The organism is Winogradskyella sp. (assembly GCF_965228925.1).
Lineage (GTDB): Bacteria > Bacteroidota > Bacteroidia > Flavobacteriales > Flavobacteriaceae > Winogradskyella.
Window position 1 is genome coordinate 2,909,567 of the sequence record NZ_OZ245845.1, and the last position, 16,160, is coordinate 2,925,726.

The following is a 16,160-nucleotide window of genomic DNA, read 5'->3' on the forward strand; positions in this document are numbered from 1 at the left end:
ACAAAGGTCAATACAAAAAAGACCAATCTTCTTAAACCTGTTTAAGAAAAGTGTTTTGCTCTAATTTCACTAACATACTCGGGTGTTAAACCAAGAAATGACGCTATAAGATATTGTGGAATTCGTTGAGCAAATTTAGGGTGATGATTTACAAAATGAAAATAACGTTCTGCTTTTGACCCTTGATATAAGTATTTGATTCGATATAATGAAGCACCATAAGCAATTTGATAAATAATCCTGAAATAGCGTTCTATTTTAGGAAACGCAGTGAATAATTTTTCTTGATTATCTTTTGAAATAGACACTATTTTACAATCCTCTACAGCTTGAATATATAAGACACTTTCTTTATTACGATATAAGCTTAATAAGTCGCTCATCCACCAATTTTCAATAGCAAATTGAATAGATTGATTTTCTCCTTTGTCATTTATAAAATACATATTTAAACACCCTTGGACTACAAAAAAGTTGTACTTCGAAATGTTTTTAAAGGCATTTAAATTCTGCTTTTTTTTAACCTCAAAATAGTCGAAATACATTTCGATTTGCTGAAACTCTTTTTCAGATATTAAAATATACGCGCGTAGATGTTTTAGTAATTCTTTCAAGATTTTAGTTGTTAATTCAAATTGTAGATAACGCGTTCGTTGATAAGTAGTAGCGCCTGCCTGTCGGCAGACAGGGATTTCTACTCACGAAGCTTTCGTCCCGATAGCTGTTGGGATTGTATTGACCTTTGTTTATTGATAATCCGTTCATTACATCGCTTAAATCATTATTGCTCCAGCCGTTGTATACTAATTTTTAATTAATTTCTGTATTCTATGATATGCTTCCATTGGCTACAACCAGAATCATCCTCCAATGTATATTCCGTTCCAATACGACTGCTTTTTTCATCGTAAGTGTAAATGATGTTAGCGTTTTTGGGCTTCCCTATAGACTTCTTTTCTAGTTTCCTACAAATTGGAATGCGCCAGGTAACGTAATCTAGGTTTTTGACGCGAACAGAATTTATGGCAATTAACTTTTCATTTTCGTATTTAAAATGAGACTCTAAGTAATTGTCTTTCCCTTTTTTCTGAATGTGCTCCTTCATCCATACAAGTCTTTCGTTTTGGTCGTATTTAAAACGTGTAACTTTTGTCATTTTTGAATCATATAGAACAAGTGAGTCCAAAATCAATAAACCTCTCGAGTTGTATGTATAAGAACTGCGAGCTTGAAGATGAGGGACTTTGTAATACTCTGATTCTATGTAACTACTACGCTGAACAACTCTGCCGAGTTCATCATATTCAAATCTAGAACTATTATTAATTTTGGTCTTTCCGTTAATACTTTTTGTTTCAATTAAGAGGCTATCACTATATCTATATTTTGTTTTATAATTACCCGATAAGGACGAATACGCTATTTTTTTAGTGGTCTCGATGGGTTTACCATTTTCATAATGTACAATCATATTATGCTCGTCCAGAACTTTATTATCTTTTAAGCTAATTTCCTTTCTATTGAAGTTAGTAAGTTGGTCGTCGGTATTGTAATTATAATTCAATTCTGTTCTACTATTTTTCGTCAAATTATGCCATGTGCCTTTTACAAGTTTACCGTCGCTATAGGTATTCGTAGTAATGTTCCACCGTTGGTTATTTGAAAAATTAATTTCTTTTTCTAACCATCCATCTTGATTATAGTGCTTTATGTATAAGGTATCAAAATCTTGAACATTTGTATTTCTATTGATGAGAGTGACCATCGATTTTACCTTGGAAAAGTCGATGTGTTCCTCGAACATAATTTCTTCGGGCTTTGGAATCTTTACTCCAGATAAGTCGGCAGGAAAGTCTTGACCATAACTATTTTGAATACATGTTAATAGAACTAAAATTACAAGATTATTTTTCCACATGAAATTTTAATAATGTAGGCGACGTGTTCGTCCATGAGTAGTAGCGAATGACAAACGCCTAATTTCTGTTCAGAAAAATACAAAATATAAAAAAAGCGACTTGAATAAAAATTCAAATCGCCATTGTTACACGCCTTGATGGCGAACGTTTTTTAAATGATATTTATACGGTTAACTCTGATTTATGCAAACTAACTACAGTTATAACTGCAATTCCATTAATCCAATAGTAATAGGCATCTACTCCTTCGAAAGATAAAGCAAATGGTGCAATGATAAATACTATGGCGACAATGAAATCTACAATTAAATGCGTTCTGTATGAAATTACTTTAAATACTCCTAGATGATGGTCAGTAAGTAATGTCAAAATAAAAGCAGCTATTCCAGTTGCCACTGAAAGTTGTAAAGCTAAAGGATTAGAGCTTCCCAATCCAAATAGAAAGGGAAGTGCTATTAATGCTATAGCAACAGGATAATCTAAAAAAGCATGTATTCTTTTGGTTACAAATGTCATGATATTAGTTTTTAATTGTGAGTCTTGCTAAGGGTCTTCCAATTCTTGTCAGCAACACTTTTTAATTTAGCATGATTGTTTTCGGCTAACCAAAGTTGTTTTGCATCGAGTTCTACATTGTTTAAATACAAATAGTATTTTCCATCTTTTATCAAAAATTTGTTTGGGTCAACTCTAAATTTTGCACCAGCATAACACCCAAATGCACAAAAACCACCATATTGCGGAAGGTATTTCTCAGGGTTTTTGTCAAATGTTGTTTTTTGTTTTGCTGATGTAAAGTAGTATATGACTTTTTTATGTTCGGATTTGAAATTTTTATTTCCTTTTTGTGCTAAACCTAAATCTAAGTAAGAAACAGGGCTATAACCTTGTAAAGCAATATTACTGTTATCAATGTTATTTGCCATTTTGTCTTGGGCAAATACTGAAGTAGCAAATAAAACTACCACAATTGCGATTGTTGTTTTTATTGTTTTCATTTTTATAATTTTTTATGATTATTGCATGTGTTATGCTGCGTTGAAGTATTCTTCATGAATTACTTTTCCATCCTCATTCCAAATTCGACGAATGATTTCGTGCCAGTAAATTTTACTACCATCTTTCATATCGAAATCGAATGTAAACTCTGATGCTGATACATTTCCATCAACAATAGAATGATGATGTGTAATGCCATTTACTTTTGCAATTGCACCTGCAAAATCTTTCATTTTAGCAATCATTTCTGGTTTACCAGTGGTTCCACCATTTCCGTAATCTGATGTGTTTGCGTTATCTGCAAAGAATTCTTTTACAGCATCCACAATGGCGCCTTGAGAAACTATGGCATCCATTTTTTGTACTTGTTCTTTAATATTCATCTTTATGTGTTTTTAAGTTACACTGCAAAGATGCGATGGTTTTAAAGCTGAGTTGCTACAAAAAAAGGACTAAGAATTGTACTTTTTTGATTTGAATTCGGTGGGTGTAATTTTAGAATAATGTTTGAAGAATCTTGAAAAATGATTTGGTTCTTCAAAGCCCAATTGTCTAGAGATTGTTGCGATGGATTGACCTTCAAGAAGCATTAATTTAGCAGAATTGATCAATTCTAAACGTATAAGTTGACCTAATGACGTATTCATTTTTGCCCTAACTTTATTAGATAATGCTTTTATTGAAAGATTCATTTCATTAGCATAAAATTGAAGCGACCTTTCTTTTGTGTGGTATTTTTGTAAAAGTTCTAAAATATCTTGTGAAAATATATCTCTGCTTTCAAAATCGAAATTTTCTCTAAATTGTTTAGGCGTTTGGCCTACTGAGTTTTTGAAGACTCTATTGAAATAAGCATCATCTTTATACCCTAAACCATAAGAAATTTCTTGAATGTTTTTATCAGTAAACGCCACCTCTTTAAGACTTTCTTGAAGTCGTTTTGTTTGCATTAAATTTTTTACGGTTAATCCTACTTTATTTTTGATTAGTGCTTGTGCATTATAGCCTCTGTCATTAATATGACTTACTAGGTCATTGCTAGTTAAATTATTGTTGTACTCTTGGTCAATAATATCTTTAGTATCAAAAATAACTTGATATTCCTCTTTATTAGCCTTAAAAGGGTTTTGCCAGAACCATTGTTTAGAAGACACATCAATAATATCCGCTGAATTTTCCGTCAATGCAGTTTCAGAGAGAAAGGCATTGCATTCATTGCATTCTAATAAGTCAATATAACCTAAAGAAATTAGGTGCTTAAACAATACTCTTACATCATTATTATAAAACTTGCTCTCATTAGAAAATTCAATTCTTCTTACTACAAAATCATCAGATAGAAATTTAATGTATTGCCCTTTTTCTAAAAAAATAGCTTTTTCTTGCCAATCAAAATAGTTCTTAAAATCAACTTGAATGCTTCCTGTACCAGAAAGTACATGTATTAAAGTATGACTCTCTATAAAGTACACTTTATTAATTTCTGGTGAAAATTTTTCTACTTTTTGCATTTAGGTTGGTAATTTTTGCTAATGGTATCGGCTATGATTTTGTTTGAAACGAGCCTTTCAACTGAGCCTGTATCGAGCTCGTCGAGATGCTCAAGACGGGCCAAAGTGAAATGAATTAAGTAATTATGGCCACTGCAGTAGCCAGTTTTATTCAATTCTTCCAGATAATTTAATCATTCCACTAAGTTTATCCCCAACTTTAATGTCGTTTAATTCCGTATTGTTCTTGTTTAGAAAAACATCAAGTTCAAAATAAACATTTTCTTCTTCAGACCTTACTAGAATTAAGGTCATAACATAACCTTCAATATTAATTCCGTAGATATCTTCGTTAACAAATGAAACGTTTTTTACTTCCCCAACATAATCCATTACTGAATATTTTCCATATTCGCTATTAGGCATATAGGCAACAAAATTATCTGCAAATCCTTCACTTGGCTGAAAAATTTCAGCAGTAATAACAAAGCCTGTCAAAACGACTCTTAAATTTTCATTTTCTTGATACTTTCTTTTATTTAAGACGTAATCATCTGCGAAAAATGAAATCCCAAATTTATTTTCTCCTCTCCCTTCAATTTGAGCTTCTAAATTTTCCATATGCTCCCATTCTATTATTTTGATAGTTTGGAATGAAATTGAATTCTTTGATTTTAAAATTGGATAGGCTGAAAGTATAGACTCATTTTTAGAATACATAAAAATTGAAGAATGGCTTCCATCTAATCTTGAAACGATAATTGAAGCGTTAGAACTAATGATATGACCATATTCCATAGTACAAGCTGTTAGTTCTTGTGCAAAATTATTAGCACCATGTTCTTCAAATCCTAAGTAACCATTCCAAAAATCTCCAACAAATCCATCTGTGGTTTTTTCAATCCTAATTTTTGAATTGATAGTAGTTTTATTTTTCTTTCTAAATAAATTAAACATAGTATTTCTTTAATTGGCTACAACATGTTAGTTTAAGGTTAATTGCGTTATTACTAAGATAGCAAATAGGAGCGAACCCTTTGTTCAGAAGCGAAAGAAATTCCGACTGTAAACACCGAAGTTTTTCAGCCTTCGTAGCGGATCTACTTCGGCGAAGTGGGCTAGCGTAGGTGTGGAATTTCCGAGCAATGAACTATACACATGTTGGTAAATCGTTTTTTATTTTGGTTCATATTCTTTTTTAAAAACAAACGCAATCGGTTTATTATTGATATCCATTCCATTGTATTCAAACAGCATTTCATTTGTTGCGTGTTCTCCATTTTCTCCAAACATAAATGAAATGAAATTCCGATTAGTTAAATCTCGATTTTTTAATTCTGTAAGGAGTTCGTTGAAAAAATATTCGGAATCGAGTAAGTCGTCTTTATAGTCATTGAGTTTGTTCAATTTCAGTTCGTCAAACCACCAACTTTCCATAAAATCTTCATCATAGTATTCAAGCCCAGCATCTTTTCCGAACTCAGATTCAGGCTCATCCTCGTTTTCATAATCAAAATTCAGATAGTTCTGGTAAAGTTTATTTTCGGATTCAAAAGTTCCAATCCAAACACAAATTACTTTCTTATTCATCAATTCTTAAAATTTTTGCAAACGGTCTAGGCTATGAGTAGTTGGGTGTCCCGATCCCGATAGCTATCGGGACTACCGGGAGGGTTCGCTTGAGCCTGCCCGGAATATCTCGACAAGCTCGATACGGATTCTGTCGAAGGATAAGCGAGAACGGCGTCATTATTTATAGTCATTGCTCTGTGTAGTCTTTTATTCGGTTTTGTCGTATTTCCACCAGTCATGTCCATATTTTTCTTTTAATGATAAATAGTTCTGTCGATATTCCTTTATTAACTCAAAGTCCACAGAATTACAAATTCCTAATTGAAATGAGTTTTTTGGAACATCATATTTCAATCCCTTAGCCATGTGCAACTTTTTAATGATTTCTGGAATTCCATTTTCGAACTCAAATATGCACATATGTTTATGACCATGATCAATTATCCCTGTTGGATAAAATCCTTCATATAAAGATTGGGTCAGTTCGAAATTACAATTAATATAATCATTTGGATGGTTTAAATCGAATAAGCAGTCGAATGCTTTCGGTGTTTCAAAGTCAGCATACGCATAAAGTGTAAAAATTACGACCTCATTTTCCTTTTTTGTCCAATTAATAAACTTATGATAATGACTATCCTTTTCTCTTTTTTCGAATCTTTTTATTACCTCATTCCTTAACTCATAAACTGCTTGTTCTGATAATAGTTCATCAGAAAATAAAAATCTTTGAGTAGGTTTACATTCTTCTTCTGTTCTCATTTTTCAGAATACATACAACGGTTTCGTATATTAGTCATAGCGGATTTAGCACGCTTACTTTTTGGTTTAGAGCAGTCCTTGAATATACGAAAAAGCCATAAAAAAGTCCTGAACTCCGTTATGGCTTGTACACATTGTTGGCGGTTCGTTGTTCTTGTATACCTCACTCTCAACTTGTGTCAGATACGTTTACACCATCTAAAACTTAGGTTTTAAGTAAGATTTCATCAATAAATCCGAGTTCTTTTGCTTCTTTGGCAGTCATCCAATAATCTCTATCGGAAAGTTCCCTGATTTTTTCTAAATCGTTGTCCGAATGGTCTGCTAAAATCTGAAATAATTCATTTTGGACCTTTAATACTTGCTTTACGCTTATCTCAATATCCTTTGCAGTTCCTTGAGCACCACTGGAAGTTTGGTGAATCATCACTCTTGAATGTTTTAACGCAGAACGTTTACCTTTTGCCCCTGCACAAAGCAATACCGATCCCATGGATGCTGCCATTCCTGTGCAAATTGTGGCAACATCGGGACTTATATACTGCATTGTATCGTAGATCCCAAACCCTGCATAGACAGAACCTCCTGGTGAGTTGATGTAAAGTGAAATGTCCTTTTTTGCATCAAGAGATTGTAGAAAGAGTAATTGTGCTTGTATGATGTTTGCGGTGTGGTCTTCCACTGCTTGACCTAAAAAAATAATCCTGTCCATCATCAAACGTGAGAAGACATCCATTTGAGCGACGTTCAACATCCTTTCTTCAACAATATAAGGTGTCAAGGATTGTATAATGTACTTTTCTGAACTTGTGGAATTTATGCCGTGTTCCAGTCTTGCATATTTTGTGAACTCTTGGTTTAAGTTTTTCATATTATATGTTTTAAAATCTAGTCAAAACGGGTACTGTTTCTTTTAAATGAAAAGAAATATATGGGTGTAAAACAGTGATGAATAATTAGTTACAGAACAGATTTAATATTCTGCTTTTAAGGGCATTTTTTGAATTTGGGTGAAACAAACTGTCATGAACTTCATTAATTTCTCTCTTCAATTCCATTCTACCCGATTTTAGGACTAAGTCAACTGTTCTTTTCTGATTCTCAATTTCAAGCTCAAAATTGGCATCCAAAATTTTGTATGATTCGAACAAGGCTTTTTCTTCAGGATTTAAAGAATTCGAATTGAAAATGAGTTTTTCAATCAGTGCGATTTTATTCAAAGAAACTCTCATATTTCAAGGAATTTTGTTTAACGGTTTCACGAATTTTTTCTAAACATTTGTATTTCTGTACTGCTGTTGAATGATTGGAAGAAAAGCCAAATTCTTCTCTTATGATTTCGGTTTTTTGATTGTCGTAATAAAAACGTTGCAATAAACGCATACATTTTTTACCTGCCGAATTCAATAACTTTATGAGGCGGTTTTCATCAACTGAAGGTTCAAGTAATTCAGGGAAATCCATATTTCCGTTTTGGAATTTTGAGGTATTATTTGAATATTTAAACCAAAGGTTTTTGCAAATTCCAAATAGATAAGCGTCTTCGTTTAAATTGAATTCCGTGTTCTTTTTTTCGTATAGAATCACTAGACTTTCCTGAAAAATATCTTTCGCATCTTCCAAAGTTCCGCCTCTTTTTGAAATAAAGGATGCGACTTTTGGAAAATATGATATATACCATCGTTTGATTAGTTCCTTTCTTTCCATTTTAAAATCCGTTTTATTATAAGTACTGAAATCAACATTAAAATCACCTTATTTGGGTGACTTTTTTAGGAAATGAAATTTTGTGTTGATTCAAAGCAATGAACTATACACGTTGTTGTACGCTGGCTTTTTTGTCAATTGTCATATTCTGCCAATTCAATTTCCTCATCACTCGGCAACCAACCATTATTAATTTTTTTAATCAAGTCGGTCAAATGTTTTTTCACTTTCCGCTTGGTGAAGTCAATACACACAACTTTATCTATGTCAAAATTGTCATCTTTTGCAAGAGTAGAAGCAAACCAAAACCCTTCTCCAAAATTCTTATGAGCCGTCGTAACGGGTGACTTTTCATAATCAAATGATTGTTTTGTCCGCATTTCATAATCGACTCCTCTCCAAGCTATTTCCTCATCAAAATAGTTTTCAGTCCAATGTGCTAACGTTCCAGCACTACAGGTGTACGAGACGTTTTTGTCCATACAGACTTTGACCGATGGCGGAACCAACTCTTCATCTTCTTTATTGGCTATTGTAAATGCTACCCAATCATTCTTTGGTAAAGAAGATTTCCATTCAGAATTATTTCTTATCTGAACGTAGTATATTTTTCTTCTATTTATTCTACCTATGAGTTCCATTTTTCTGCTTGTGTACAACGGTTCGTATAACCGTCAGTTACGGGTTTTTTAGTTATTGTTTTTAGGTTAAGCACTGGCCTTAGCGATTCCGAGTAATTCGTTTGAGCCTGCCCTGAGCATCTCGACAAGTACGATACAGGCTTTGTCTAACGGTAGTCGAATCCGCCTTAATTACGGTTATACATTGTTGGCAACTGACTTTTATTCAATCGGCATGTCTCCCTCGCCTGGTGGTACTATTACGAATCCATATTCCACATCATCAGGTACTTTGTACTTTTCCCAATATTCACCGCCAATTCCAGCTATTTCACCTTTTTTTTCATCAACTTCAAGCCCTGTATCCCCAAAAAATATTTTAGCTCCAAAGTCAAATAGGATTGAATCTGTATCTACAAATTCGAATATTTTCTCTTCATTGGGTTTAAGAGTGAATTTGTCTTTTATACTCACCGTTTTATCAGTTTCATTCCGTAAAAATATTTTATAAGATGCCCCAGTTTTCTCATATTCGGCGGGTATTATGTAAGTTTTATCACCTTTTTCAATTATAACGTTTCCGTGCTTGTCTGTATATCTATTCTCTTTTTTACAGCCAAATAAAAATGATAAAATTCCCATAGCTACTATTATTGTTTTTAGCTTCATTTTTTCAATATGTTCATTTTCAAGGTGAAGTTTACGGCATGTTGCTAACGGTTTTGTGTATGATAAGTTGAGGGAAAGGACCCTGGTCGTTTTCCACCTCAGCCTAAAGTTAATTAATTCGAGTGAATTTCAAATTTCAGAGCTATTTTTTGAGATTGTTAACACCAGTTTTTATTTCATTAATTAATTCCGAATATAAATATTCCTCATTTTCCGATACTACTTTTATAATTCGGTCGGGTTTGATTTCATTAAAAAGTAAAACTTCAAAATCCTCAAAGACAAATTCCATGAATTCAGGATTATCCAAAAATTCATATATTTTTTTTGAGTCAGAGTTTAACAAGTCAATTCCGTTTTGATAAACTAACTCGTTTGAATCTTTCCCCAATTCACTTATCGTTCCTCCAATCCTCCAAATAATATTTCTTTTATAGTCTTCCTTTAATTCAGATAGATTTTTAAAAACAGCACGTGGATTATCTCTTAATATTTCTGATAAATTATATCTCTTTTCCTCAATTACATTTAAATCGTCATCTTGTTTTTGATAAGAATCAATGCACCAATGTGAATGAACAATAGGAAAGTCAGATTCTGATAGTTCAAATACGAATCCAATTTGTTCTTTCTTGTTAAGCAAGAAGTCAACCCACCAGCGATTCAGATTATGAAAAGGTGTCAAGATTGAGCAAGAAGTCCAAGTGTCAGAAATTTTAATTCCCTTTTCAAGTATGCTTTCTTTATGCTCCTTAGATGACCAATGTATTAATTTCATGGGTTGCTTTAAATTGGTACTAACAGTTTGTGTAAGGATAGTTGCGCAATTAATCAACTAACTTAACAAAAATGGAACGAACCTAAGGAAAATTCTTCGGATTTCCCGAGTAGGCTAGAATCAAGCAATTATTCTCACACTATGTTATGTGTTCGTTTTTTATTCTAATTCGGCTTTAAAATCACCTTTAATTTCAACTTCTCCATTACAATCGGATTCACAAATTCCTTTAAAATAAAATTTGCCAAAAATCATTTCTCCTTTTTGTTTAGGAATTGATTTTACAATTAATTTCTGTTTTAATCTTTTAATTTTCGGGTCGATTGGTGGTCCTGACATCCAATAATTAAAATCCGATTTAAATTGATTGTCAACTATTTTTACGGTCAAATGTTGACTATATGCTGGATTAGTCTCAAATATTTTCAATTCAAGAGTATCAGAATCAATTCGTTTTAATTCCGCAAACCTCATTAATCTCAAACTATCATTATTTACAATAGCATTAGACTTAATAACATATTTAGTTGAATCAGGGACATTGTCATATCCAGATTCCGTTTTCAATGTCAAAGGGTTGAGCATAAAGTCAGTTGAATCAAACAAATTACTTTCCATTTGTTTGTCAATAATTACTTCTTCAAATTCCGATTCATTCTTCTTAACTCCGCAAGAAACTAAAATTGAACATAATGTTATTGTCAGTAGTTTTTTCAATTCAGAGTTAGTTTTTTAAATGGCGCACAACGTTCAAGTATAAACGAAGTGCTGAGTTAAAAGTACTTCATTTTCAGGTTAACCTTATTTTTTAATATCCAATTTGTTAAAATTTAGCATTTTCGCCCGCATTACGATTATACAATGTCGTGCTCAGTGCTTATTTGATTTTCTTGTTTTCTTGTAGCGTTTTATCATTTTTCCAAAATCTTTGTCCTTTCTGCGTTTTTCAGCAACAGTGGATTCATAGTGTTCCTTTTCCCGTTCCAGTTTCAAGTAGTTTTGAAAATAAGATGCGTCTATTTCACCATTTTCTATCGCTAACTTAACGGCACAATCTCTTTCCGAGGTGTGGGTACAATCTGAGAATCTACAATCTTGGGACAGGTCATGTATTTTTTGAAACGTACTTTCCAGTCCACCTGAACTATCTGCAATACCAACTTCACGCATACCCGGATTGTCAATAAGTAGGGCGCCATTTACCAATGGAATTAACTCGCGATACGTTGTAATGTGTTTGCCTCTATCAACACTTTCACTAATGGTATCCGTTTTCATCCGATTTTCTCCAAGCAAGCTGTTGATAAGTGAGGACTTTCCTACACCTGATGAGCCTAAAAGGCAATACGTTTTTCCCTTATAAAGTAGCTTTTTCAATTTATCTACTCCGATTTGAGTTTCATTGCTTAGATGGATGACAGGCACATTTTTTATTCTGCTGTTTATTTTGCCAAGTAAATCATTCAAGTGCTGCTCGTTCGTTAAATCAGTTTTTGAAACAACGATTATCGGCTTAATTTTGGAAGTATGACAGAGCGTTAAATAACGTTCCAATCGGTTAATATTAAAGTCTCTGTTGACCGACTGTACAATGAGCGTATAGTCGATATTACAAGCAATTATTTGCCGCTCACCAAACTTCTTAACGGCCTGCCTCGAAAGAACCGATAATCTAGGTAAGATGCTGTGAATGAGTGCTAAACCGGAATCATGAGTGATTAATACGACCCAATCGCCAACGGCAGGAAAATCGTTACGGCCGTTGGCCGAAAACCTTAAGTTTCCGGTAATCTCAGCTTCAAATTCGCCTTTTTCATTCTTGACAATATATCTTTCCTTGTGCTCGGCTATTACACGTCCAACTTCCAAGCCCTCAAGGTTTTTTTCTGTTTTTGACTTCTTGAAATGATCGTTATATCCCAAGTCCTGAATCCTCATGTCGTTATCCTATTTTCAATTAATTTTTTAGTCTAATTTAATGACCTTTATTTTTTGATTAACCAATGCTTCAAACCGATTCAATTCTTCAAGATTTTTGATTTCATAGTGCATCGGAATGGCAATGTCAGGTTTGATTTCATTTACGATCTCAGCGGCCTCTTCTTCATTCATCGTTAGGTTGTCACCTCCAATGGGTACCAAAGCAACATTAATACCAATTAGATTTTTAATTTCAGGAACATAATCAGTATCACCTGCGTGGTATACTTTTAAACCATTTTTTAACGTAATGATATAGCCTACATTTTCTTTGGATTTGGGATGAGCTTTAATCCATAGAAAAACGGACTTCGTATTATAGGCCAGCGTTGTTTCAACACCAAATTTTTCAAACTCTAATTGCTCATTAGGTTTTACAATATGTATGGTGTTTGTAATACCTTTCAGTTTTTTTGATACTTCTTTTGTGCAAATTATTTTTGTTTCAACTTTCAGAAGGTTTTTAATGTCCTTAAGAGAGAAATGATCCGGGTGTGCATGTGTGATTAAAATATAATCTGCGGGTTCAGTATTTCCAACTTCTACCGGGTCAATATAAATGACTTTATCATCAGTTTTTAACTGAAAACTCGAAGGAAAGAAGTGAGATTTATTTACTTTAATCGCACCCCATGTGGTAAGGGTCGTTTTTTCTCCAATTGATACTTGCTGTGGAACCGGATTCCTCTTTTCGCTTATGGCAACTTTAACCATGGTACAACTTTGATTGACTAATAACACCAAATAGACTGTCAAAAAATGTAACGTGTTTCGTTTCATCCCTATTTAATCTTTGGGCAAAACTATATAGATTGTAAATCAGATTTTAGTCGCTACCGTCTAATTTGATTTTTTGAAAAGGAATACCATTTGCCGAATACTCGCAAAGTATGTCTTTAGCCACGATTCATTCAGAGTCTCTTCCGTAATTTGAAGATAAAAGTTCTCCAAGCTAAGGTGCAGGACCATTTGTGCCAAAGCACCATTCTCCGTTAAGGAAATGATGTTTTTCCACACGGGAAGTAATCCCTGAACGGAAAATTGAATGATGTGATCAAGGTATTCTTTAAATTGGGGGTTGTTTCTATGAACTCTCAGTTGGCGATTAAATAAAAGGTCGACTTTGTGTTCAAGGATTATGGATATTAATTCCTTCTCATTCGTTGCAGTTGATTCTTTTTTTGAAATAGCTTTTGCTTGACCCAAGTGTAACGCTAACAATCGTTCTGTAAAGATTTCTAAGTCAGCAAATAGATGATAGAAAGAAGATTTGTTTTTCCCAACTTCTTTGGACAGTCTTTCTACTTTAAGGCCTTCTGGCCCTTTATGGGCAAAACATCTGTAGCCAGCTTCTAACCAAGTTCTTTCTATTTCTTTCATCTCAAATTGCGACGAGGTATAGTCAAAGGTGATGGGATTTCTGTATTTAGCACAACGATTTTGTATAAGATGAGTTACGCTGTTTCAGCAACTAATTTAGTAAATACAAACTGAATAGAAAATCCACGAGATTTTTTGTAAGTAGGCTTGTACTAGTAATTAATTTTATAGGTTGTTGCCAGTAGTTTTTCATTCAAACGCAATCTGTTTTATTTGCTCGCATCTTATGTGTGTTGAAACTGTTTCGGATGCTACTTGGTTAAACTCTATTAGCTTTTTCCATATTCCGTTGTCATTTCTGTAAAGTCCAGTAAATCCATTTCCATTGCAACGTCTTTGCTTAAAAAAAGAGAGTAGCGCATGTCTTTTATTTTTAGAAAATATTGGTTTGGAAAAATGATAATAGATTGTTTCTTCTGGATTGTTTTTGTCATCCATTTTCCAATTTTCAATAAATTTCGCGTAGAGTCTTTTATTCTTCCAAATTCTGTTTTTGTTCCAATACCATTTCTTTTTTATGATTAGAGTATATGGCTCTTTATACTCGACGAGACTGTCATATTCCTTTTCGTCAATGTTGTATTTGACGAATTTTATTTTTTTTGTTTGCGGTGGTGACAACCTGTTATTATAATTGTGCGCGTCAGCAACTAATTTTGATTTATTCAGATTGTAATTTTTCCAATTGACAGTCTCTTTTTTCGATTGTGTGCTAATGAAGGTTTCTGAAAAGTCCTCATCAACCATTTTTAATTCTCGGATTTGATAATTTTGTAGTGAATCATAAATATTTTCTTGTTCAAGGCTTTTGGGAACTAAATAATAGTACTTGAAATTTTCAGGGACTTCAGCTTTAGCAACCTGATTAATCAACTCTTGAATATCGGTTTTTTGCCCAAAAGACAGTGAACTAATCAGCAATAAGATAAAGCTTAATTTCGTCATAATCTTAAAAGTCTTTATCAAATTTAAATCCGTTGTTGGGAAATTAAAATCGAGAATGAGCTAACGATTATTTTGAATTAGTGAAGCGGTCAATTTCGACTTCGTCAAATTACCAGATACGGTCTCCTGTATGGCTCGTTACGTAAAATAAGCTATGATTTTCCGCCGTAACTGAAAGATAGCAAATAGCAATGATACGAGTCTCTTTTAGTGGCGAACTGGTGAAGCAATTCCGGACTGTGAACACCAAAGTTTTTCAGCCTTCGTAGCCGATCTACTTCGGCGAAGTGGGCTAGCCTAGGTGGGGAATTCAGCCGTGATGAGCTATTCACGTTTTTAGCTGCTGTATATTTTCGTCATTCAACACGTTGAGTTCTATTTTACAAAAAGGCGTGATAGTGTTCATGAATAAGAAAAATAGTATGTCTTTGCCTTTTACATATTCGAATGACATATTCTTTTCCTTTATTCTTTGCTCAATCTCATTGTCATAATAACATAAAAATCCTTCAAAACCAGTTTGGTCGTCATACCCATAATAACGAAAACGAGCTATTAATGCATATTGTAAAAACTGTTCGTGTTCATAAACTTCTGTTACGCTTGCACCATAACATTTTTCTAATGAAAAAGCAGGGCGTGCAGTGTTTACTTTATGCAGCATATACTCTTGAAAAAGATTATCTTCTGAGTGATAATTGTTAATACACTCAAATTGTCTTAGCTCATTAATATCATCATGTCCAATGAGTATTTTTTTTTCATAAGATATTTCGCAAAACGGATTAATTATGTTAAAGTAAAGTAAGTTTAATAACCCGAAGTAATCAATGGAAGATAATTTATAACTATTTTGACTTTTCATTTCTTCGAAGGTTGGCTGCCATGAATGAATCCAGATACCATCGATGTACTTTGAAGCTTTTTTTTCGTCCGTTATGTTTTGGATAAAAACGTTATAATGGTAATCCGCACGGTCTATCTTATATTTTGTCCTTATTAAGGATAATTTATGTTCAGTTTGTAGATATTCCTCTGTTATGCCATGATGTGCAGAGCCATATTGTACAATTTCTTTGAATTTTTTACTTATAAAGGCACCACCAAGACCAACAAATTGTTTTCCAAATTCGCCAGTCTCAACATATTCTTTAGAGTTTATATAGAATTTAAAAAAGTCATAATATTCTCTAAGAAATAACGGCTCAGTATGCCATCTTTCATCAAAGTTTTCTAAAACATATTTTTTTATGATTTCTTTTGCTTCTTTCTCGTGCATTTGGGAAGTATTGTAGCTAATGGTCTCGGCTATGAGTTGTTGCGTGTCCCGATCCCAATA

General features: G+C 33.3%; 22 protein-coding genes. All 22 read right to left on the bottom strand.

Annotated features, from left to right (window positions below; genetic code table 11):
- Nucleotides 1-41: 41 nt before the first annotated feature.
- The gene (locus ACO052_RS12010; protein ID WP_422104009.1) at nucleotides 42-614 is read right to left on the bottom strand and encodes a Crp/Fnr family transcriptional regulator; all 573 of its coding nucleotides are present in this window, start codon (nucleotides 612-614) and stop codon (nucleotides 42-44) included.
- A gap of 200 nt (nucleotides 615-814) precedes the next feature.
- Complete coding sequence (locus ACO052_RS12015; RefSeq protein WP_422104010.1) at nucleotides 815-1,918, bottom strand: hypothetical protein; 1,104 nt, start codon at nucleotides 1,916-1,918, stop codon at nucleotides 815-817.
- A 163-nt stretch (nucleotides 1,919-2,081) separates the two neighbouring features.
- On the bottom strand, nucleotides 2,082-2,435 hold the full coding sequence (locus ACO052_RS12020) for an SPW repeat domain-containing protein (RefSeq protein ID WP_422104011.1): 354 nt from the start codon (nucleotides 2,433-2,435) through the stop codon (nucleotides 2,082-2,084).
- A gap of 11 nt (nucleotides 2,436-2,446) precedes the next feature.
- Complete coding sequence (locus tag ACO052_RS12025) at nucleotides 2,447-2,917, bottom strand: YHS domain-containing (seleno)protein (RefSeq protein WP_422104012.1); 471 nt, start codon at nucleotides 2,915-2,917, stop codon at nucleotides 2,447-2,449.
- 30 nt (nucleotides 2,918-2,947) lie between these two features.
- On the bottom strand, nucleotides 2,948-3,301 hold the full coding sequence (locus ACO052_RS12030; protein ID WP_422104013.1) for a hypothetical protein: 354 nt from the start codon (nucleotides 3,299-3,301) through the stop codon (nucleotides 2,948-2,950).
- A gap of 69 nt (nucleotides 3,302-3,370) precedes the next feature.
- Entirely contained in the window at nucleotides 3,371-4,429 is a 1,059-nt protein-coding gene (locus ACO052_RS12035; RefSeq protein WP_422104014.1) for a helix-turn-helix transcriptional regulator, read from the bottom strand.
- Nucleotides 4,430-4,576: 147 nt separating this feature from the next.
- Entirely contained in the window at nucleotides 4,577-5,365 is a 789-nt protein-coding gene (locus tag ACO052_RS12040; protein WP_422104015.1) for a hypothetical protein, read from the bottom strand.
- 219 nt (nucleotides 5,366-5,584) lie between these two features.
- On the bottom strand, nucleotides 5,585-5,998 hold the full coding sequence (locus ACO052_RS12045) for an immunity 22 family protein (protein ID WP_422104016.1): 414 nt from the start codon (nucleotides 5,996-5,998) through the stop codon (nucleotides 5,585-5,587).
- A 26-nt stretch (nucleotides 5,999-6,024) separates the two neighbouring features.
- Complete coding sequence (locus ACO052_RS12050) at nucleotides 6,025-6,171, bottom strand: hypothetical protein (protein WP_422104017.1); 147 nt, start codon at nucleotides 6,169-6,171, stop codon at nucleotides 6,025-6,027.
- A 16-nt stretch (nucleotides 6,172-6,187) separates the two neighbouring features.
- Nucleotides 6,188-6,742 carry a hypothetical protein gene (locus ACO052_RS12055; protein WP_422104018.1) on the bottom strand — a complete coding sequence of 185 codons (555 nt, stop codon included), beginning with the start codon at nucleotides 6,740-6,742 and terminating at the stop codon, nucleotides 6,188-6,190.
- A 205-nt stretch (nucleotides 6,743-6,947) separates the two neighbouring features.
- On the bottom strand, nucleotides 6,948-7,613 hold the full coding sequence (locus ACO052_RS12060) for a ClpP family protease (RefSeq protein ID WP_422104019.1): 666 nt from the start codon (nucleotides 7,611-7,613) through the stop codon (nucleotides 6,948-6,950).
- An 85-nt stretch (nucleotides 7,614-7,698) separates the two neighbouring features.
- Entirely contained in the window at nucleotides 7,699-7,974 is a 276-nt protein-coding gene (locus ACO052_RS12065; protein WP_422104020.1) for a hypothetical protein, read from the bottom strand.
- On the bottom strand, nucleotides 7,955-8,449 hold the full coding sequence (locus tag ACO052_RS12070; RefSeq protein ID WP_422104021.1) for an RNA polymerase sigma factor: 495 nt from the start codon (nucleotides 8,447-8,449) through the stop codon (nucleotides 7,955-7,957). Before ACO052_RS12070 ends, ACO052_RS12065 begins: the two co-directional genes overlap by 20 nt.
- A 134-nt stretch (nucleotides 8,450-8,583) precedes the next feature.
- Entirely contained in the window at nucleotides 8,584-9,090 is a 507-nt protein-coding gene (locus ACO052_RS12075; protein WP_422104022.1) for a hypothetical protein, read from the bottom strand.
- A gap of 201 nt (nucleotides 9,091-9,291) precedes the next feature.
- Nucleotides 9,292-9,738 (bottom strand): hypothetical protein, encoded by a 447-nt coding sequence (locus tag ACO052_RS12080; RefSeq protein WP_422104023.1) that lies wholly within the window; start codon nucleotides 9,736-9,738, stop codon nucleotides 9,292-9,294.
- 142 nt (nucleotides 9,739-9,880) lie between these two features.
- Nucleotides 9,881-10,516 (bottom strand): hypothetical protein, encoded by a 636-nt coding sequence (locus tag ACO052_RS12085; protein WP_422104024.1) that lies wholly within the window; start codon nucleotides 10,514-10,516, stop codon nucleotides 9,881-9,883.
- Between the two features lie 159 nt (nucleotides 10,517-10,675).
- Nucleotides 10,676-11,233, bottom strand: coding sequence for a hypothetical protein (locus ACO052_RS12090; protein WP_422104025.1), 558 nt, complete (start codon nucleotides 11,231-11,233; stop codon nucleotides 10,676-10,678).
- A gap of 153 nt (nucleotides 11,234-11,386) precedes the next feature.
- Nucleotides 11,387-12,454 carry a ribosome small subunit-dependent GTPase A gene (gene rsgA, locus ACO052_RS12095; protein ID WP_422104026.1) on the bottom strand — a complete coding sequence of 356 codons (1,068 nt, stop codon included), beginning with the start codon at nucleotides 12,452-12,454 and terminating at the stop codon, nucleotides 11,387-11,389.
- 27 nt (nucleotides 12,455-12,481) lie between these two features.
- On the bottom strand, nucleotides 12,482-13,276 hold the full coding sequence (locus ACO052_RS12100; RefSeq protein ID WP_422104027.1) for an MBL fold metallo-hydrolase: 795 nt from the start codon (nucleotides 13,274-13,276) through the stop codon (nucleotides 12,482-12,484).
- Between the two features lie 60 nt (nucleotides 13,277-13,336).
- On the bottom strand, nucleotides 13,337-13,876 hold the full coding sequence (locus ACO052_RS12105) for a TetR/AcrR family transcriptional regulator (protein ID WP_422104028.1): 540 nt from the start codon (nucleotides 13,874-13,876) through the stop codon (nucleotides 13,337-13,339).
- Nucleotides 13,877-14,065: 189 nt separating this feature from the next.
- A complete protein-coding gene (locus tag ACO052_RS12110) occupies nucleotides 14,066-14,821 on the bottom strand; it encodes a hypothetical protein (protein ID WP_422104029.1) in 756 nt (251 codons plus the stop codon).
- Between the two features lie 328 nt (nucleotides 14,822-15,149).
- Nucleotides 15,150-16,100, bottom strand: coding sequence for a hypothetical protein (locus ACO052_RS12115; protein ID WP_422104030.1), 951 nt, complete (start codon nucleotides 16,098-16,100; stop codon nucleotides 15,150-15,152).
- Nucleotides 16,101-16,160: the final 60 nt, after the last annotated feature.